Origin of the sequence: Nitrospira sp., from assembly GCA_024760525.1 — a bacterium.
Lineage (GTDB): Bacteria > Nitrospirota > Nitrospiria > Nitrospirales > Nitrospiraceae > Nitrospira_D.
Window position 1 is genome coordinate 1,373,427 of record CP060499.1, and the last position, 20,112, is coordinate 1,393,538.

Genomic DNA, 20,112 nt, shown 5'->3' on the forward strand with positions numbered 1-20,112 from the left:
GCTGGTGAGCAATACATCTAGGGCAGTGCCTGGAGAGGACGGGGTGATCGTCGGGATGGGGCTCATAATTACGCCTCCATCTAGATCATAATGACCGGCAACACATGCTGACTATATTTTAGTGATTATATTCCGTTTGAAGGAGCGCCCACAACGATTATTACAAATCCGACCGTTCTTTTTTCATGGGTGATCGGATCGCGAAGGGTGCGGTGGGAGCGGCCGCCTGATGCCGGTTTATCTCGGTTGAGGATGATGGTGTAGCCGATTCAGGCCATCCAGAGCCGCAGTGCGATAGCACTCGGCCATCGTGGGGTAATTGAAGACATTCCGAACGAAATACTCGACCGTGCCTTCATACGTCAGGACCGATTGTCCGATATGGATCAATTCAGTGGCTCCCTGGCCGATGATATGAACGCCCAGGAGCTTGTGTGTGTCGCGGTGAAAGACCACTTTCAAGAGACCGTGGAGCTCACCGCTGATGTGGCCACGCGCCATTTCTCGAAAAAAGGCTCTCCCTGAGGCGTGTGGAATACCCGCGATGGTGAGTTCCTCCTCCGTCTTTCCGACCATCGAAACCTCGGGAATGCTGTAGATGCCGTACGGAATCACCTTTATCTCATGCTCGTCGGATACGTGAAGGGCGTGACACGCGGCAAGGCGGCCTTGCTCCATCGCCGTCGCGGCGAGGGCGGGAAAGCCGATGACATCACCCGCTGCGTATATATGGGGAATAGCGGTCTGGTAATGGGCGTTGACTTGAAGTTGTCCTTGCCGGTCGGTGACGAGGCCGATCGCGGCGAGGTTCAAGGCTTCCGTATTGCCGACCCTTCCCATGGTGTACAGCAGCATGTCGGCCGTCACGTTTTCACCAGGATGGAGTTGAACCGTGGGGCGCCCGGCTTCGTTGACGGCGATGTCCAGATGTTCTTGTCCGAGCCGGATCGAGACCCCGTTGTGTTGCATTTCAGTATCGAGTGCGCTCGCGATTTCCAGGTCGAGGAACCGCAACATCTGCGTCCTCCGGTCGATGAGAGTGACCTCGATGCCGAAGGCGGCCAGCATCGACGCATATTCAGTTCCGATGACACCACCTCCGATGACGATGATACTCGCCGGATGCTTGGTCGTGCGCAGAAACGTGTCGGAGTCGAAGATTGTCACGTCGTCGAAGGGTATCTCCGAGGGGCGGCGGGGCCGTGATCCGGTGGCCAAGACGATGACCGGGGCATGGACATAATCGATCTGCCGATCCGATCGTGCGACGCTCAACGTATGCGGATCGACAAAACCGGCGGTGCCCTGGATAGTCTCGATGCCGTTACGTTTCAATTGGTCGGTGATCACGGCGATTTCGGTCTCGATGACCTGATCTTTGCGCGCCATGAGGTCGGGCAACGTCAGCCGTCTGGTCAGTTCCGCGCCCAGCTGGGGTAATCCTCGCCGGACCAACCCATGAATGTATTCGATCGTGTCTTTGAGGGTCTTGCTGGGTAAGGTGCCTGTGTTGAGAGACGTTCCACCCAGTTGCGACGATTTCTCGATCAGGGCAACGCGCTTGGACAGCTTCGCTGCCTGGACTGCGGCTTTTTGGCCGGCTGGCCCGCTTCCGACCACCAGCATGTCATACGATTTCATAGAAGATCTTGGAACGTACCTTTCGTCGGTGCTTACGATATCCTGACGACTGCTGCTCGCCAAGAAAATTGCGGATTGTTTGAAGCCAGTCCGGAGGGGCGGAGACTGTTCAATCCGATTCCATGGGTCTGCGAGTCGGTGGACTGCTTGAATCGTCGCGGGACAGGTTGTATGGTAAAGGTATGCCTCGGCTTCGCATGATAATAGGGTCTCTGGGGATAGCCACTCTGATCGGTGTAAGCATGGGTCTGGCATTTTCCCATGCGGGTACAGGCGGAGAGGGAAGCGAGATCGGTCCGGCACCGTCCAGTGTGACGGCGCCTGTGCCGCTGTCTACAACAGCGGAGACCGCAAAATTACAGGAACCATCGGCGTCCATGCCGATGGATGGCACGTTGATCCTGCGAACCCTTCCGACTGTGTCGAGACAGCTCTCGGTGGGGGGAGCGACGCTCATGCCATATGTCGGCGCTGGGTTCGGAGGCGGCTATTCCACAGAAATTGATCGCTCGCTCACGACTTCCCTGTCCGCTCCATCTTCCTCCTCCAACCTCTCCGATACCGGAATGAAAGGCCTCGCCGGGCAGATGATCCCGAATGAAGTCCAGTTAGGCATCCGGTTTCCGTTTTAGTTCCAGTTGAGACTTGCCCGGGCTACCGGTCTGTGAGACACATCAACGCGCGTGTGTTCAGCACATAGGAGAAAAGAGGAACTGCTGTGAAAGAAGGGTATCGGTTGGTCGTTGTCGACAAAGACGGGGTGTTGGTCAGCGAATTCCAATTGACAAAGAACGCACTGGATCAGCCGGCGGCGTTTGTCGCCGCGCTGCAAGCGTCGATTGAGTCCGTGGAAGAAGAGGAGCCCTGAGAGTAAACACGGGCGGTTTGTTCATCGCAGATTGTACGCCTTTTCCCCAAGAACTTCGATGCCCAAGTGATCGGGCATGACCAGAGTCGACTACATCAGCTGAATTCCAACTCCTCAGACCTTGCTCTTGGTTCGCCGAGTGTGGCAGACCGAAGCGTTCTCGGTCCAACGTCGATTGGCGACATCACCACCCCAGCAGGTTTGTATAAGCTCGATGAGCGATATCCATCGGTCCCCTCAACAATCGTGAGTCGGTGACGAGCGACAATTGATTCGGTTATACTCCTGCATCCTGCCGAAGCCGAGTCCAGGGATTCTGCCGTGGATCTCATCAAAACACAGTTGATCGAATCGGTCTTCGCCGGAGGCGGCGAGATGGGAGCGCGGATGCGCGCCGTCGACTGGTCCACGACAGTGCTGGGTCCCGTGGAGCAGTGGCCGGTATCGCTACGAGCTTGCGTGCGCATTGTGCTCGGCTCCGGGCATCCGATGCTCATTTCTTGGGGTCCTGACTATACAATGCTCTACAACGATGCATACGGGGTCGTGGTCGGAAACAAGCACCCAGGGGCCTTGGGTCGCAGTTGCCGCGACGTGCTTGCAGAGGCGTGGGACTTCATCGGACCCCGCTTCGACACGGTCTTTACGCAAGGTCAGCCCGTCAGCACTTTGACCCACCAGCTCTTCATGTTCCACCGCAACAACTATCTCGAAGAGTGCTATTTCGCATTCTCATACAGCCCTATTCCGGATGACAACGGCGATGTAGGCGGTGTGTTGACCAACGCTCTGGATATGACAGAACGTGTGATCGAAGACCGACGCAGACAGGTGCTCCGCGATTTGGCGTCGCGAACGGCTGAGGCGCGCAACGAGCAAGAGGTCTGGCGCGTGAGCGCGGAAACGCTCGGTCAGAATCGTTCCAGCGCGCCGTTCGCGTTTCTCTATGAGTTTTTGCCGGGCGAGCGCCGGGCACGTCTCGCAAGTGTCAGTGCGGAAACCGACGATGAGTTGCGTCCGGCGCTCGTGGACTGCAATGGTGAGAGTCTCTGGAGATTCAACGCCGCAGTGACAGATGAGTGCCTCATTGTGGAACTTGGGGAACGATCGTCTGCACTGTCGATTCCCGGTTGGCCGTTTCCTCCGGAGAAGGCGACCGTCGTACCGATCCGGCTGCGCCAGCATAGCGAGGCAATCGGGTTCCTCGTGCTCGGTATTCACCCGGGCCGCGCGTTCGACGACAACTACCGTCACTTCGTTCTCCGGATCGCCGAACAAGTCTCCATCGCGTTGGCCAGCGCGCGCGCGTACGAGCAGGAGCGCCGACGCGCTGAGTCCCTTTCGGAGCTCGATCGGGCCAAAACCGCGTTTTTCAGCAACGTCAGCCATGAGTTTCGGACGCCGCTCTCATTGATCCTGGGTCCGCTCGAAGAGGTCCTGTCGGAGGCAAGCGAACGTCTCGGCGCGGAGCGTCACGAGCAATTGTTCACGGTCAGACGGAACGCGCTTCGATTGCTGAAACTGGTCAATACGCTTCTCGACTTCTCGCGCATTGAGGCAGGCCGCGTCCAGGCGGTCTATGAGCCGACAGACCTGCCTGTGTTCACGTCTGAGATCGCCAGCGTGTTCCGTTCAGCGATGGAGAACGCCGGCTTGGAGTTCACAGTTGAATGTCCACCAATCGTCGAGCCAGTGTACGTCGACCACGACATGTGGGAGAAGGTGGTCTCCAACCTCCTGTCCAACGCATTTAAGTTCACATTGTATGGGTCTGTAACTGTTACGTTGAATCCGATGGAAGGCGCTGTCCGATTGCAGGTCCGAGATACAGGGGTAGGGATTCCCGAAGAGCATCACGAGCGGATCTTCGAGCGGTTTCATCGGGTCGAAGGGGTCCACGCACGATCCTACGAAGGCACCGGAATCGGCTTGGCCTTTGTGAGGGAACTCGTGAGACTCCATGGCGGCGACGTGGACATGGAGAGCAAGCTTGGTCAAGGGAGTACGTTTACAGTGACGATTCCTCTCGGCAGGGAGCACTTGCCCCCGGAGTGCGTTCAGGCGACACGGTCGGTCACTAACGCCGGAGTCAGAGTCGATGCGTATGCCCAAGAGGCGCAGGGGTGGTTGCCAGATGAGGGGAGCCCGGTCGACGTAATGACACTTCCCAAGTTGGCACCGTTGGGACGACCGGAATCGGTGGCTGACCGCGAATTGATCATTGTGGCCGACGATAATGCGGATATGCGCAAATACCTTAGACACCTGCTGGACGGCCGATATGAAGTGCATACGGTCTCAGACGGCCGCCAGGCCTTTGAAACCACGCGAATCTTGCGACCCGCGCTCCTTCTGGCCGACGTCATGATGCCCCAAATGGACGGATTCCAGCTGCTTCGAGCGATTCGCGACGACTCGCTGCTTGCCGGCACGCCCATCATCCTGCTCTCCGCGAGGGCGGGAGAGGAGTCACGTGTGGAGGGACTTCACGCCGGTGCAGACGATTACCTCGTGAAGCCCTTCGCGGCGCGCGAGCTGATCGCGCGCGTGGAGGTGCATCTCAAGTTGGCCAAGCTTCGTCGTGAGACTGCGGAGCGAGAAGAGAGACTACGGATGGAAGCGGAACTCGAACGCCAGAGGCTGAACGCGAGTCAGGAATTGCTGCTCGAGACTACCCGTCTCTATCGCGAGCTCCAGGAGCGCGAAGCCGAGATTCGGGAACTCAAGGATCGTCTCTATCGGGAAAATTTGGCGTTGCGGGACGAGGTGGATCGTGCGTCCATGTTTGAGGAAATTGTCGGTTCCTCGAACAGGCTGAAGACTGTCCTTTCTCGCGTTGGCAAGGTAGCTCCCACAGACTCCACCGTGTTGATTTCAGGCGAAACGGGCACGGGCAAGGAACTCATCGCCCGTGCCATCCATAAGCGATCTCAGAGATCTTCTCGCGCCTTCGTCAGTGTGAACTGCGCCGCATTGGCACCGGGACTCATCTCCTCGGAACTGTTCGGCCATGAAAAAGGAGCCTTCACCGGAGCCAGTCAGCGACGTTTTGGGCGCTTCGAGCTGGCGGATGGCGGCACCATTTTTCTAGATGAAGTGGGTGACCTTCCGCCCGACACGCAGGTCGCATTGTTGAGAGTCTTGCAAGAGCGGGAATTGGAGCGAGTCGGGGGCGGGCAACCGATCCATGTTGATGTTCGCGTCATTGCAGCCACGCATCGAGACCTCAGAACCGCCATAGCGAATGGCAACTTCCGCGAAGATCTCTACTATCGCCTCAATGTATTTCCCATTGAAATGCCGCCACTTCGAGAGCGGAAAGATGACATGTTGATGCTGGTCGAGTACTTCGTCCAGCGCTATGCGAAGAAGGCGGGGAAAAATATCCGGACCATCGAAAAACGAACCTTGGAGCGGTTAAAGGCGTACGACTGGCCTGGCAATATTCGAGAGTTGCAAAATGTCATCGAAAGGTCAGTGATCCTGAGTCCCGGCGATGTATTTGCCGTCGACGATGTATGGTTCTCGAATGAATCGTCTCAGGTCCTACGTGGCACGCCATCGGTGTCATCCGAGCGCGAGCCGCGAACTGAGCGGGAGATTATTGAGGCCGCGTTGGTCGCTAGCCGAGGCCGAGTGTCCGGGCCATCCGGAGCTGCTGCCAAGCTTAACATTCCGCCGTCGACGCTTGAACACAAGATTCGTGCTCTGAAGATTCAAAAGGGCCAATTCAAGTTTGGCTGAAATCTCGCCAGAATCACCACATTCGCCGGATTCGCCAAATTCACAAATCCACAAGCGCGCCTATCTCTTGATTTCTCATTGAGTTGTGAGTGGTCTGCCAATTGCTGAAGGAGAGGTGTGTCCTAATCACGGGGAAACAACCCTTTAAACCTTCAAGGAGGATATCATGACAGAAGCCACTCTCACACAATCTGGCACCGAGCGGACCCCTGCCAAGAATGCCATTCGTTCCTTTCATGTGAATGTTCCGGAAGCGGAACTCACGGAATTGCGCAGACGAATCAATGCAACGAAGTGGCCCGAACGAGAGACAGTGACCGATGCATCGCAAGGCGTACAACTCGCAACGATGCAGGCGCTGGCGCGCTATTGGGCGACAGAATATGACTGGCGCAAGATTGAGGCAAAGATGAATGCCGTGCCGCAATTCATCACAGAGATCGATGGACTGGACATTCATTTCATTCACGTCCGTTCAAGACACGACAATGCGCTGCCGCTGATCGTGACGCATGGATGGCCAGGCTCGATCATCGAACAGATGAAGATCATCGATCCGCTGACCAATCCCACCGCACATGGCGGAAAGACATCCGATGCCTTTCACGTGGTGATTCCGTCGATCCCAGGCTATGGGTATTCAGGAAAACCGACCACGCCCGGCTGGGGTCCCGACAGAATCGCTCGCGCTTGGACCACGCTGATGAAGCGTCTTGGGTATGCGAAGTTTGTGGCGCAAGGCGGTGATTGGGGTGCGGTCATCGTCGATATGATGGGGGTGCAGGCCGCCCCGGAGTTGCTCGGCATTCACACCAACATGCCCGGTATCTTTCCAGCCGACATTGACGGGGCGGCCTTTTCCGGCGCACCGGCGCCAGCGGGTCTCTCGGCCGATGAAAAGGTCGCATATGAGCGCGTACAGTTCGTCTATCAAAAGGGAATCGGCTACGGGTACCAGATGGGCCTGCGACCGCAGACATTATACGGAATTGCAGATTCACCCATCGGCCTAGCGGCGTATTTTCTTGATCACGACGCACGCAGCTACGAGCTGATCTCAGGCGTCTTTCAAGGACAAGTCGAGGGCCTCACGCGCGACGACATTCTTGACAACATCACGATCACCTGGTTGACGAACACGGCGCTTTCCGGCGCTCGTCTCTATTGGGAGTATTGGGGTCAGGGGTATTTCAATGCCAAAGGCGTTTCTATCCCGGTTGCAGTGAGCGTCTTCCCCGACGAACTCTATCCAGCTCCGCGGAGCTGGGCAGAGCGGGCCTATCCCAAGCTGATCCATTACAACAGGCTCGACAAGGGCGGACACTTTGCGGCGTGGGAACAGCCAGAACTCTTCTCAGAAGAGGTACGTGTGGGCTTCAGATCGCTGCGAAGCTAACTAGCGGAGGATTCGTTTCCGTTTTCTCCGAGCGCGCAGGTCGCAATGTAGACCCGATGAGATGAAAGCAGCCCGAACCCCGGTCTCGGAAGGTTCGGGCTGTTTCTCCTTGGCAGAGCAAACTAAGAAAGAGATCCTATTTTACGACACGCGAACTCTAAGGGAGGCGTGGCAGCATCAGCGACGCTGCAAGCGTCGATCGAGTCCGTGGAAGAAGAGGAGCCCTGAGGACCAATCGGGCTAGTACCGCCGTACCGACATGGGCGGGGAAGATCCCTGCCCACATCGTCTCGCTCACAGTTACTTGCCTACTTTCAACAGCCAGCCATCGGCTTTGTCACAATCGTTGGGTCCTTTGGCGAAAACTTCGACCCGGATGTAGCTGCCTGTCACGGTGGCGGGCAGTTTGCCCTTGACCAGGTACCCGTTCGTGATCGTGGTGACCGTCACCGGGACCTTTTCGTCCTTGATCTTCACGGTGATGCTTGGCCAGTTGGTGGTTTTGGATGCAAGAAATGAAAATTCTGATTTCGGCGCCACCTCTACATTATTCTTCTCCGCCGAAAATGGAGTGGGCGTGAACGCAGAAAAATACACTTGAGTACACGGGTCTATGCTGCCTGGGGAGTACGGACTGGTGTCATATGCCCAGGCTTGACCGACGGTACCATAAACGCCTATTGCCACAACGAGCCGTAGAATAGTTCGCAGACTCACGGTATGCCTCTCTATATAAGTGTGGTGGATGAGTCAATCGGTCTCGATAAACGGGCCGTATTGTAACTCCTGCGCTGGAAAAAACAACCCCCCTCCGCGCCTCTCACCAGCGGCCTTCCTGCGGCGAACCCGCTTCAATTATTTGGCCGTGGCGTTGTTGCCGGAAGTCTGGGAGCAGTTGTCTGCCGGAGAATCTCGTTTGTGACGGCAGACGGCCCGTCCCTTACCGTTCCTTCCTCTAGGTTTCCCACTTGGATCGTCATGTCCGAAAATGGCGAGCAGGGTGTCACCCGCTGCAGCTATAATCACACCCATGTTGCTCGATGCTGTCACCTGCTACCGCGCACTGCTGGCGCGCGATGCGCGCTTCGACGGACGATTTTTCATCGCTGTCTCATCGACGCGTATCTATTGCCGGCCGATCTGTCCGGTCAAGCCGCCCAGGCTCGAGAACTGCCGATTTTATCCGAGCGCCGCTGCAGCCGAGGTTGACGGCTACCGGCCGTGTCTGCGCTGTCGTCCCGAACTTGCACCGGGCAATGCGAGCGTGGATGCGACCACACGCGTGGCACAGGCCGCGGCGAGCCTGATCGAGGATCGTGCGCTCGACTCTGACGGATTAGTCGGTATCGCATCGAGCCTCGGCATCACCGATCGGCATCTGCGACGAGTATTCGGCGCCGAGTTTGGCGTTTCGCCCATCGAGTTTGCCCAGACGCAGCGTCTGCTTCTCGCCAAGCGTTTGCTGACTGATACCGGTTTGCCGGTCACCGAAGTCGCGCTCGCGAGCGGATTTGGGAGCCTGCGGCGCTTCAACGCACTCTTCAGACAGCGATATCGCCTTCAACCTGGACAGTTGCGCCGGCGCGTGAATGGTCAGGCAATGCCGGTGGCCGATGCCCTGAGCTTCGAACTCAGTTACCGCCCGCCTTATGATTGGCCGGCAATGACGGCGTTTCTCGGTGCACGGGCCATTGACGGTGTTGAGATGCTTGACGGCCCCTGTTACCGGCGCACCGTCCGTGTGACATCGGAGGGGAACGGCCATGTGGGTTGGGTCGAGATCCGACCATCACCGAAGAAACCGGCACTCCATGTCGCAGTCTCTTCATCGCTCGCCCGGGTTCTGCCGCCATTGCTTGCGCGTATCAAGACGCTCATGGATCTGTCCTGCAATCCGACAGAGATTGCAGGCGTGTTGGGAAAGTTGGCACAGCGTCCTGGTATACGCGTCCTGGGTGCATTCGACGGATTCGAAGTCGCGGTGCGTGCGATTATTGGGCAACAAGTGACCGTTGCCGCGGCACGGACCATCGCGAGTCGCTTCGCTGCTGCGATCGGGGATCCGCTCGAGACACCGTTTCAAGCATTGACTACGGTGTTTCCATCCGCAGCGCGTGTGGCTGACGCGGCGGTCGGCCTCATCGCGCGTCTGGGGATGCCGGCGGCGCGCGCACGCTCGGTGATCACGCTCGCGCGTGCGGTCGCGGACGGTGGCCTCGTCCTGACGCCTCACGCAGATCTCGATGAAACGCTGGAGCGTTTGCGCACGCTGCCCGGCGTGGGAGAATGGACGGCGCAGTACATCGCCATGCGGGCGCTTGCCTGGCCGGATGCATTTCCTCATACCGATCTCGGCGTCATGAAGGCGCTGAAGGAGAAAAATGCTCGCCGCGTGCTCGAAGCCGGTGAAGCATGGCGGCCATGGCGCGCGTATGCCGTGATGCAGCTCTGGCACTCACTGATCAAGGAGTAATCATGCCGTACTACGACTACTATCAGAGTCCCCGCGGACGTATGTTGCTGGTTGCCGATGACCACGCGCTGACAGGTGTCTATTTCACCGGACAGAAGTATCACCCTCGCGTCGACAAGGAGTGGAAACGAGCCGGCCGGCATGCGCCGTTATGCCACGCGAAGCGCGAGCTGTCGGAGTATTTCGACGGCAGGCGGGCGCGGTTTACCGTCAAAGTCGCGCCGCACGGCACACCGTTCCAGCGCGCCGTGTGGAAGGCGATTGCAAGCGTCCGGTTCGGTCAAACCATCGCGTATGCCGAACTGGCGCAGCGCGCAGGTTACCCCGGGAGTGCACGAGCAGCCGGTGCAGCCACCGGCCGCAATCCAATCAGCATCATCGTGCCCTGCCATCGCATTGTCGGCTCGAACGGTTCGCTCACCGGTTACGCTGGCGGTTTGGAGAAAAAGCGCGCCCTCCTGTCATTGGAAGCGCAGCCCTAGGTCAAGTGTGTATGTGCGCGAGACATCCTCGCTGTGAGGAGGTGTGACGTCAATCAGCGTACGTGCTGAAGTGGTACCCAGAACTAGCAACGAAGGAGGTCGTCCATGGCAGGGAAGGTGTACGCAATTCCAGTGGGCTATGAAGGCGCGACGCCGTATCTCATCATCCACGACGCAGTTCGCGCGCTTGAGTTTTATGGGAAAGCCTTTGGAGCCACTGAAATCATGCGCATCCCAACCCCGGATGGAAAGATCGGACATGCGGAGATCAAGATCGGGGCGGCGATCGTCATGTTGGCCGACGAATTCCCGGACATGAATTGCAAGAGCCCTCACTCGCTCGGCGGTTCGCCGGTGAGCATCATGGTGTACGTGCAAGACGTGGATGCATTCGTGAAACGAGCCGTGGCGGCCGGCGCGAAAGTGATCACCCCGGTTGAGGACAAATTCTACGGTGACCGTTCCGGCAGCTTGGAAGATCCCTTCGGACACCACTGGCACTTCGCCACACATGTCGAAGATGTGCCGCCCGACGAAATGGCGAAACGTGCAGTGGCCTTCATGAAACAACAGGGCGGGGCGTAGTGTCCCCAGTCGCCTTGACCATGAGCTGTAGATATCAACGATTCTTGACTCATACTTGATTACGCGGCTTATTCTTATTCAATCCTATCTATTTTCGTTACCACTCGTGCACATTGCGCGCTGGTAATTATTGTGGGTGATCTGTCTTCTGCCCTTGGGACTGCCAGTGATTGACGCGTCGATGTGAGTAAGATCACTATCCTCCCTGGTATCCGAGTAGATACACAGCTGTATCTCTGATCGTACGCATTGCTCTCAGTGAAAAGTGTTGACCCTTCAGATGCATGTACAGTCTTGCTGATTAGCACTTAGCCGCGAAGTGGAATGGATTTTGCGGATGCGCGTGAGACATTCGACGGGTTCACGGAAGAAGCACCAAAAACTCCGACGATAAGGACTTCGGCTACCAGATCAATTGAGGAGGGACTTACGATGCCAACAATACAAAACTTTGCATGTCTGGTCGTTGGGTTGGTGGTGTCAATGGGAAGTCTGGTCGGCATCTCGGATTCTGTAGGGGCTCAGACATCGCGATCCGAGGTGTCTGAGACCGAATTCAAAGATCTCCTCGAAAGAATTCTACAGAAGCACCCGGACATTATCGTTCGTGCGTTAGCGCAAGATCCGGTGATGCTCGCGGATCTGACAGAGCGTGGGATCGAACTGCGCAAGACAAAGATCGAAGAAGCCCGATGGCGAGCCGAGCTGGCGCATCCCAAAGTTCCACAAATCGCGGAGGATCGCCCGGTCCGTGGCGCGCGGCAAGCCCCTGTCACCATCGTAGAGTACAGTGATTTTGAATGTCCCTACTGCCGGGCCGCCTACTCGACGCTGCACGAAGTGCTGACCGCGCATGGGGACACGGTTCGACTTGTCTACAAGCATATTCCGCTTAGCTTTCACGCCACGGCCGAACCAGCAGCCAGGTATTTCGAAGCCATTGCCCTCCAGAGCGAAGAGCAGGCGTGGAGGTTTCATGACATTGTTTTTCAGCAACAGCGGAGTTTGTCTCGCGGTGTCGAAGTCTTGAAGGAGATTGCTTCGGGCCTTGAGATCGATCAGGCGCGGCTCGAGCGGGATCTGCAAAGCGACACGGTGACACAGCGCATTGCGGCTGATCGTGCCGAGGCCGAACAGTTTGGTTTCGATGGTACACCGGCCTTCGTCATCAACGGCGTCTCGTTGATCGGCAATCACCCGAAGCAGGATTTCGATCGCATCATTAAGAAAATGTTGCCGGACGCACACGCGATGGCCAGGTAAGCGCCGGTCATAGGTCCGTGTGGATAAGGCTGGTGAGGGCGAATTGTCTGACAACCTGGTGTCCAGTTGCCACTTCGCTGAATGAGACAGGGAGCACGCCAATGAAGATCACGTTCCTATCCATCCTATTCCTGAGTGTCATCCTGCTGGGCTCGACCGCACATGCGGATCTTTGCAAGGACGTGACGGAACTGTTCCGGCCCGTCACTCCCGGAATTGAGAATGATGAGAAACTCTACGAAGAACTCTTTCCCGACGACACGTACCTCGGAGACCGGCGCTGGAACGGAATCATCCTGCAGTGTAACCGCCAGCGAGACACGAAAGGCGACGAAGTGCTGAAACTCACCGGATCGGCTGGCGCCAGTGAAAAGACTGAGGTATTGAAGGCCGCCAATCTCGATCCCAAAGTGATCCGGGGACATTACGATTTTGTGGGGCTACCGATCGGCTCGCTGCTCAGTTTCAAGTACGTCTATATGCTGAGTAAGGAGAACGGGGTGTGGACCATGATCATTCCCTATAAGCCTCTATTCAATGAGCTGGTTGATGGCCGTGTCGATTTCGATCCGAGCCATGCCGAGCAACTGTACGAGGCTTCGCAGGTGGCCAATCCTTCTGACGCTGTGCAGGTGTTCGGGCTGAAGCCCGATGCCAGACCTATCTCCAATACCCTCTGTTCGACATCGACGTACTTCCCCGGAGATGTCGGCAGGTACGATGACAAAGAGCTACATCGCCGGGATCCTGAAAATAAGTTCATCAGTCAGGGCTTAATCGAATATCGGTATGAAAAAGGCGGGGACACCTTCACCGGCTGCCGTGTGAAGAAAGGCACCGATCTATTTTGGAGGTGGGATGCGTCTCGGAACCAGGCAGTAAAGGTGACGCCACAAGGCTGGATTCTGAATAACTTTGTGCGAACCAGCGAGGCCTATTGGAGCATCCCGGGAGTATTTCGGCTGAAGCTGCTCCTCGAAGGCCACAATGACGCCTCCTTCCCGCAGTCGACGCGAAACCTCTTTCAGAAAGGGGATCATCTGTCGGTTCATTTTGCGACGAAGTTTCTCCGTGCGCACTTCAATCAGATGTACAAATCGAACGTGTTTCAGCCCAACAACTTTTCAACGATGACCAGCGATAAAAGTTACTGGCACGAAGTGGGGCACGCGTTCGGGCTGGACGATGAATATGGGTTTGTGGAAGACGAGGGCAAGAGGAGTTGCAAAAACACTCGCTTCACCGGTTTGTACGACACGGTGTCCTATCAGATGTGTGACGCAGACACGACGGACAAGCGAACGATCTACCATTACATTGCCGTCTCCCGGTATCTCACGAAGCAGCAGGAATGCAATCGCGACAATGATTGCGCGGCCGGCCAGTTCTGCAATGCGGGGATCGATCTCAACAAGAATCAGTGTGTGGCCAAGAAGGCGGATAACGAAACCTGCGATATCGCCGGAGGAGATCACCAGTGCAAGAGCGGCTATTGCAAGCTGTCCCGGTGCTACACCCCGAACTCGGTGCCGATGGGTGAAACATGCTACCTCAATGACGCCTGCAAAGAGGGGAAATGCAGCAGCCTGGACGGAACGAAGGGCACGTGTGTGTGCCGGGGGGATACAGACTGTAGTCCGGGCAAATACTGCAACGCCGGGTTGGACATCACGAAGAATAGTTGTATGGCGCTCAAGAACGACCATGAGACGTGCGACATAGCCGGCGGGGGCCATCAATGCAAGAGCGGATATTGTAAGTTCGGCCATTGTTACACGCCTAATTCAGTCGACAGGGGCGACGCCTGCTACAACGACGATGCCTGCAAGCAAGGCAAATGCAGTGCCGTCGATGGTGCCAAAGGGACCTGTGTATGCCAGAAGGATCCCGACTGCGATCCCGGCGAGTATTGCGACGCCGGCTTGGACTTTAAAGAGAATAAGTGTCGGCGCAAGCTGGACGAAGGAGAGAAGTGCGGCTCAGTCGGCTCATTCGGGAACGACCACAAATGTAAGTCCGGGGCATGTTCAGGCGCGCCGTTCTATAAATGCAAATAGCTCGATTTGCACATTGTCCTTAGTGAAACACCACCGCATGGGGTTTCCCATGCGGTGGTCACTAAGCTGCTTTCTATTCTAGATTCACTGAGTCAATGCGGCTTTCTGCCATCACAATGTTAATGACGGGATATGAAGGCGCGGCGCCGTATCTCATCATCAACGACGCAGCTCAGGCGCTTGAGTTTTATGCGAAGGCCTTCGGAGCCACGGAAATCATGCGCATCCCGACTCCGGATGGAAAGGTCGGACATGCGGAGATCAAGATCGGAACGGCGATCGTCATGCTGGCCGACGAATTCCCGGACATGAATTGCAAGAGCCCTCAATCGCTCGGTGGTTCGCCGGTCAGCATCATGGTGTACGTGCAAGACGTGGATGCATTCGTGAAACGAGCCGTCGCCGCCGGCGCGAAAGTGATCACCCCGGTTGAGGACAAATTCTACGGTGACCGTTCCGGCAGCTTGGAAGATCCCTTCGGACATCATTGGCACTTCGCCACACATGTCGAGGATGTGCCGCTCGACGAAATGGCCAAACGGGCAGAAACCTTCATGAAACAACAGGGCGGGGCGTAGCGAAGACCTCTACAGACAGATTCCAAGCTCATGAGTATGGTTCAGTGGCCTGCCCCCTTTGGTGAGGCTCCGTGTAGCAATACACCTGGATGCACGCCACTCTATGTATCGTGCCGGACGTGACGCGATATCAGCACCTCTTAGATCTCCTTAGATACCTTTCTCCTGCGCACGGTTCCTTTCTCCACACTTTCGTATAGTGCCATTAAAGTGGCTCTGGAAGCCGATTTGTAGGAGATGACTCTTGACAGATAGCTGAGAGCGCAACTACACTCACGCCACTTTATGATTAGGAATAGACACGTGAGTGTTTAAACTTACAAGAGCTATTCTTTAGGTTGTTCACCCACTGTCAAGGAGTGTGCGTTGATGAGCGAGCAGAAAGACACGACCATTGCGTTAAACGTCCGGTTGAAACCTTCTGATTCTTCGGCCCACCCACGAGCAGCCAACTACACCAATGTCGGGATCGCGCAGGGCATCGCCTATCTGGATTTCGGCTTCATCGAGCCAGCTTTCCTTGCCGCGATTGCGAAGACGGCAAAAGACGGCCTGGCGGCTCCGAAAGGTGTGGAAGGGCATCTGGTCACCCGCGTGGCACTAGACGTTAGCGCTCTGGCGCGCCTACGGAAGCAGATTCAACAGGTGCTGGGGAGTTTGGGAGCGGCGCAGAAACCGAAGGCGTAGGATGGACAAGAGGCACTGAATGCGAAGTCGATAAGTTATGGAAATGCATCCAGACAACGGCTGGGAGTGAATGATGGCGGAGTCAGGGATGATGCGACAGCTGGTACCGAGGTGTCTGCAAGTAATCGCGACTGCGGGTATGCTCGCGATTGGTCTCGTCGAACTCGCAAGTCTCTTCATCCCTTCTATTTCTGCAAAGGATCTTGCCATGGCGACTGAACGCCCATCAGAGGAGACGAAACCTCCAACGTGGACCATCAAACATCGGCTGCACCATGACTCAGGCGTTACCACTGTGGCCATGAATCCCAGCGGGACTGAGGTCGCGGCCGGAGGAATTCTGAGCCCGTTGGTGAGCATCTGGGATGTCGAAACCGGCAGGTTAGTTCGTCATATCAAAGGCCTCAAGGGCAGCACGCAGGTCCTGGCCTATAGTCCCGATGGCAAGTCATTTGCGGTCGGACGCGGGATGATTACCTCCGCGGATATTTGTGTCTTTCTCTTTCAGGCAGGCACCGGCACGATCTTGCAACGTCTTGTCCCCCCGCCGATTGCCACCAGCTTTGCCTCAAAGGGCGTCGGCATGGTGGAGTCACTGCAATATAGCCCAGACAGTCAGTTTCTTGCCGTGACTTTTCGCGGAGGTGGAATTGGGATCTATGAGGTGGCAACTGGCCAGCTCATCAAGAGGAAGACCGTGTATACGCCATCGTTTGGAGCCCTCGCCTATAGTCCCGACGGGAAATACCTCGCCTTTGGGCAGTGGAAAACAAGGGAGGGGAGAGAGAGTGAGCACTTCTGGAGTCCTATGGAAATTCAACTCCTGGACACCTCGGCAGAAGGGGGAGTTGTCAAAACCTTTCCGGGCCACACTGATCTGACTACGGCGTTAGCCTTTGATCCGCGAGGCCATCTCCTGGCCTCAGGGTCAACTACCGGGCAAGTACAAGAAAGTTTAGACCCCAAGACAAATCATATGGTGAGAAAACAGAATGATGATCCAATTCGTCTCTGGGATGTTGAGGCGGGCATGCTGGTGAAGGAATTGGTCGGGCATCGTCGGCGCGTCACGTCCCTTGTATTTATTGAGGATGGCCAAATCTTGGTTTCGGGTAGTTACGACAAGACCATCAAAGTATGGGATGTGCCAAGAGGAACAGTAATCTCCACCCTAACAGGTCATGACGACTATGTAGCGTCTGTTGCAGTAAACAGGAATTCAAAATACTTAGCCTCCGGCGGGGGGGCTGAGATCAAGATCTGGCAACGTGATTGAGAGTGAAAGGGCAAGTATTCATAAGGGAGAGACTAATGGCTACCACTGGTGAGTTAACGAACTTAAGCAATGACGTGTACAACCCTTCAGGCGCGCCGACTGGCTGGACTCGTATCAACGAATTCCCTGGCAATGGGGGATTTTATGGCGCGGTCTATCAGAATGCCGACGGGGAACTCTTTGCGGCGATGAGAGGTATGGAAAAGTCTCTCCTCGACGTTGGAGTTATTGCACAGGTCAAGCTTGGCCTTAAACCTCGTGTGAGTGCCTGTGAACGTATCATCATTCATAAGAAGGTGAGGGCGACAATGCAGATTATTGCTCGCAATACGCTGATCACGACGACTGCGGCCGTGCTGGCGATTGGCTGCGGCGAATTCCCAATTCCCTTCATCCCTTCTTTTTCTGCAAAGGATCTTGCCATGGCGACTGAACGCCCATCAGAGGAGACGAAACCTCCAATGTGGACCATCAAACATCGGCTGCACCATGATTCGGGGGTCACGACAGTGGCGATGAGCCCGAACGGACGGGAAGTCTCAGCCGGCGGCATTCTGAGTCCGACAATCAGCGTGTGGAATGTCGAAACAGGTGCTCGAATCCGTGTTCTGAAAGGACTGAAGGGGAGTACGCAAGCCTTGGCCTACAGCGCGGATGGGCGGTTCTTTGCCGCTGGTCGCGGGATGATTACGTCGGCGGATACCTGTGTATTTGTCTTCCAAGCCGGAACCGATAGGATTCTCCAACGGCTTCAGCCGCCGCCCATCGTCACGCGTGATGCTCCAAAGGGGGTCGGAATGGTGGAGTCTCTGCAATACAGCCCGGATAGCCAGTTTCTGGCCGTGGGGTTCCAAGGAGGAGCGATCGGTATCTACGAGGCCGCGACCGGACATTTAAGGCAAAGTGTGACGCTGAACTCTTCTTTGCAAGGACCCATCGCATATAGTCCAAATGGTCAGCTACTCGCTTTGGGTCAATGGAATAAAAATGAAAGTAATTTGTTCCATCCCCATGTAATCCACCTCCTCCGGCCCAGCACTGGTGACATTATGAAGAGTTTAGCGGGGCATTCGGACTTGGTTTTAGCTCTATCATTTAGTCCGGACGGTAGATATTTGGCTTCGGGATCAAACACCGGAGCAATGCGTATCGGGTTAGACAAGAAGACGAACCAAGGAGTTGAGCGACGCAATGAGGATCCTATTAGAATTTGGGACGTAGAGACAGGTGAGATTGTCAAAGAATTTGTGGGGCATAGAGGTGCCGTTCGGTCAGTCACGTTTGCTGATCGCGGACAGACGCTCGTGTCGGGAAGCTACGACAGGACTGTGAGAATCTGGGACTTCGAAAGAACAGACAACATTGTGACATTGACCGCGCATCATGACCTGATCAACTCGATTGCCGTGACCCAGGACGGCACGTCCTTAGTGTCAGGTGGGGATAGCGGAGATATTAGTATTTGGAAACAGAAACCTTAAGGTAATTCATCAAGTAGGAGATCCCAATGGTGACAAGTAAAGAGCTGGCTGATCCGAGTGCAGCAGTTTATACCGATTACACGTCTGTTGATGTGGGCAGAACGATCGCCCAAAACTCAAATTGGACACTAGTCAGAGCGTTCCCAGACCCAGATACCGGTTTCTATGGCGCAGTATATCGAAATGCCCAAGGCGAGATGGTTGCGGCCATTAGGGGGATGGAACTTCTCCTGCAGGATGTCGGGACAGTAGCACAGGTCAAGCTTGGCCTTTGCGGGTATGTACGTCATTCATAGGAAGATGAGGATGACAGTGCAGATTGTTACTCGCAATATGTTGATCGCCGTGACTGCGGCCGTGCTGGCGATTGGACTTGCGGAGCTCGCAAGTCCATTACTTTTCATCATTTGGGAAAGGGATCTTGCCATGGCGGGTGAGCGCCCCTCAGAGGAAACGAAACCTCCAACGTGGACCATCAAACATCGGCTGCACCATGACTCGGGAGTCACAACAGTGGCCATGAGCCCGAACGGACGGGAGGTCTCAGCCGGCGGCATTCTGAGTCCGACGATCAGCGTATGGGATGTCAGAACAGGTGCTCCGCTCCGTGTGCTGAAAGGGCTGAAGGGTAGCACGCAAGCCCTGGCCTATAGCCCAGATGGACGATTCTTCGCCGTCGGTCGCGGCATGATTACGTTGGCAGATACCTGTGTATTTGTCTTCCAAGCCGGAACCGATACGATTCTCCAACGGCTCCAGCCGCCGCCCATCGTAACGCGTGATGCTCCCAAGGGGGTCGGAATGGTGGAGTCTCTGCAATACAGTCCAGATAGTCAGTCCCTGGCAGTGGGATTCCAAGGTGGAGCGATCGGTATCTATGAAACGGCCACCGGACGATTGACACAGGCCGTTCGACTGTCGACTCACCTCCAGGGGCCGGTTGTCTTTAGCCCGCACGGGAACATCCTCGTGTTAGGGCAGTGGGAAAGGGAGAAGGGTGAGTTGTTTGAACACTACATAATTCAACTTCTTGATGTAGGCAGTGGCGAAGTGGTGAAGACATTACTTGGACATACTGGCGCAATTACGGCGTTAGCTTTCACTTCCGATGGGAAGTTCCTAGCTTCTGGAACGAGCACTGGAACAGAACGAGGTAGCTTAGATCAGAAGACAAACGAGATGGTGAAAAAACGGAATGGTGATCCTATTCGAATTTGGAATCTTGAGACTGGTTCGATAGTCAGAGAGTTGATCGGGCATGTGGGTGAGGTCCAATCTCTGGTGTTTCTAGAAAACGAGCGCTTTCTAGTTTCAGCAAGTCAAGACAGGACGATCAAGATATGGAACATGGCAGGAGGGGAGTTGGTGACGACTCTGACAGGCCATGATGGGCTAATAGATTCTATGGTTCTCAGCCAAGATCGAAGATACCTAATTTCTGGCGGAGGCGGGTCGGAAGTAAAGATTTGGGAACAACATAAATAGAGAATGTAACTCTTTGAGGAGGAGCGGATGGTTACAAGAGCGGAGCTAACGAACCTGAGCGCGGATGTATACAACAATTCTGGGGCACCTGCCGGC

The 20,112-nt window shown here is 55.8% G+C and carries 17 protein-coding genes; 15 read left to right on the forward strand and 2 right to left on the reverse strand.

Going from position 1 to position 20,112, the window contains the following annotated elements:
- Nucleotides 1-237: 237 nt before the first annotated feature.
- Nucleotides 238-1,641, reverse strand: coding sequence for a Si-specific NAD(P)(+) transhydrogenase (gene sthA / locus H8K04_06475; protein ID UVT17188.1), 1,404 nt, complete (start codon nucleotides 1,639-1,641; stop codon nucleotides 238-240).
- 242 nt (nucleotides 1,642-1,883) lie between these two features.
- Here sthA and H8K04_06480 point away from each other — a divergent pair, with 242 nt between their 5' ends.
- From H8K04_06480 to H8K04_06495, 4 genes are all read left to right on the forward strand, one after another.
- The gene (locus H8K04_06480; GenBank protein UVT17189.1) at nucleotides 1,884-2,273 is read left to right on the forward strand and encodes a hypothetical protein; all 390 of its coding nucleotides are present in this window, start codon (nucleotides 1,884-1,886) and stop codon (nucleotides 2,271-2,273) included.
- Between the two features lie 86 nt (nucleotides 2,274-2,359).
- Nucleotides 2,360-2,509, forward strand: a complete 150-nt coding sequence (locus H8K04_06485; GenBank protein ID UVT17190.1) for a hypothetical protein — start codon at nucleotides 2,360-2,362, stop codon at nucleotides 2,507-2,509.
- Between the two features lie 321 nt (nucleotides 2,510-2,830).
- Nucleotides 2,831-6,253 carry a sigma 54-interacting transcriptional regulator gene (locus H8K04_06490; protein ID UVT17191.1) on the forward strand — a complete coding sequence of 1,141 codons (3,423 nt, stop codon included), beginning with the start codon at nucleotides 2,831-2,833 and terminating at the stop codon, nucleotides 6,251-6,253.
- A 166-nt stretch (nucleotides 6,254-6,419) separates the two neighbouring features.
- Nucleotides 6,420-7,649, forward strand: a complete 1,230-nt coding sequence (locus H8K04_06495; protein UVT17192.1) for an alpha/beta fold hydrolase — start codon at nucleotides 6,420-6,422, stop codon at nucleotides 7,647-7,649.
- A gap of 300 nt (nucleotides 7,650-7,949) precedes the next feature.
- On the opposite strand, the gene H8K04_06500 is transcribed toward H8K04_06495, so the two are convergent.
- A complete protein-coding gene (locus H8K04_06500; protein ID UVT17193.1) occupies nucleotides 7,950-8,189 on the reverse strand; it encodes a hypothetical protein in 240 nt (79 codons plus the stop codon).
- 490 nt (nucleotides 8,190-8,679) lie between these two features.
- On the opposite strand from H8K04_06500, the gene H8K04_06505 reads away from it, so the two are divergent.
- From H8K04_06505 to H8K04_06555, 11 genes are all read left to right on the forward strand, one after another.
- Nucleotides 8,680-10,122 (forward strand): helix-turn-helix domain-containing protein, encoded by a 1,443-nt coding sequence (locus H8K04_06505; GenBank protein ID UVT17194.1) that lies wholly within the window; start codon nucleotides 8,680-8,682, stop codon nucleotides 10,120-10,122.
- Nucleotides 10,123-10,124: 2 nt separating this feature from the next.
- Nucleotides 10,125-10,604 carry a methylated-DNA--[protein]-cysteine S-methyltransferase gene (locus tag H8K04_06510; protein UVT17195.1) on the forward strand — a complete coding sequence of 160 codons (480 nt, stop codon included), beginning with the start codon at nucleotides 10,125-10,127 and terminating at the stop codon, nucleotides 10,602-10,604.
- A 105-nt stretch (nucleotides 10,605-10,709) separates the two neighbouring features.
- The gene (locus H8K04_06515) at nucleotides 10,710-11,189 is read left to right on the forward strand and encodes a VOC family protein (GenBank protein UVT17196.1); all 480 of its coding nucleotides are present in this window, start codon (nucleotides 10,710-10,712) and stop codon (nucleotides 11,187-11,189) included.
- A 432-nt stretch (nucleotides 11,190-11,621) separates the two neighbouring features.
- On the forward strand, nucleotides 11,622-12,452 hold the full coding sequence (locus H8K04_06520; protein ID UVT17197.1) for a thioredoxin domain-containing protein: 831 nt from the start codon (nucleotides 11,622-11,624) through the stop codon (nucleotides 12,450-12,452).
- A 101-nt stretch (nucleotides 12,453-12,553) separates the two neighbouring features.
- Nucleotides 12,554-14,509, forward strand: a complete 1,956-nt coding sequence (locus H8K04_06525) for a hypothetical protein (GenBank protein UVT17198.1) — start codon at nucleotides 12,554-12,556, stop codon at nucleotides 14,507-14,509.
- Between the two features lie 116 nt (nucleotides 14,510-14,625).
- On the forward strand, nucleotides 14,626-15,087 hold the full coding sequence (locus H8K04_06530; GenBank protein ID UVT17888.1) for a VOC family protein: 462 nt from the start codon (nucleotides 14,626-14,628) through the stop codon (nucleotides 15,085-15,087).
- A gap of 369 nt (nucleotides 15,088-15,456) precedes the next feature.
- Entirely contained in the window at nucleotides 15,457-15,774 is a 318-nt protein-coding gene (locus tag H8K04_06535; protein ID UVT17199.1) for a hypothetical protein, read from the forward strand.
- Between the two features lie 88 nt (nucleotides 15,775-15,862).
- Entirely contained in the window at nucleotides 15,863-17,050 is a 1,188-nt protein-coding gene (locus H8K04_06540; GenBank protein ID UVT17200.1) for a WD40 repeat domain-containing protein, read from the forward strand.
- Nucleotides 17,051-17,085: 35 nt separating this feature from the next.
- Nucleotides 17,086-18,531, forward strand: coding sequence for a WD40 repeat domain-containing protein (locus H8K04_06545; protein ID UVT17201.1), 1,446 nt, complete (start codon nucleotides 17,086-17,088; stop codon nucleotides 18,529-18,531).
- A gap of 26 nt (nucleotides 18,532-18,557) precedes the next feature.
- Nucleotides 18,558-18,827 carry a hypothetical protein gene (locus H8K04_06550; GenBank protein ID UVT17202.1) on the forward strand — a complete coding sequence of 90 codons (270 nt, stop codon included), beginning with the start codon at nucleotides 18,558-18,560 and terminating at the stop codon, nucleotides 18,825-18,827.
- Nucleotides 18,828-18,837: 10 nt separating this feature from the next.
- Entirely contained in the window at nucleotides 18,838-20,016 is a 1,179-nt protein-coding gene (locus H8K04_06555; GenBank protein ID UVT17203.1) for a WD40 repeat domain-containing protein, read from the forward strand.
- Nucleotides 20,017-20,112: the final 96 nt, after the last annotated feature.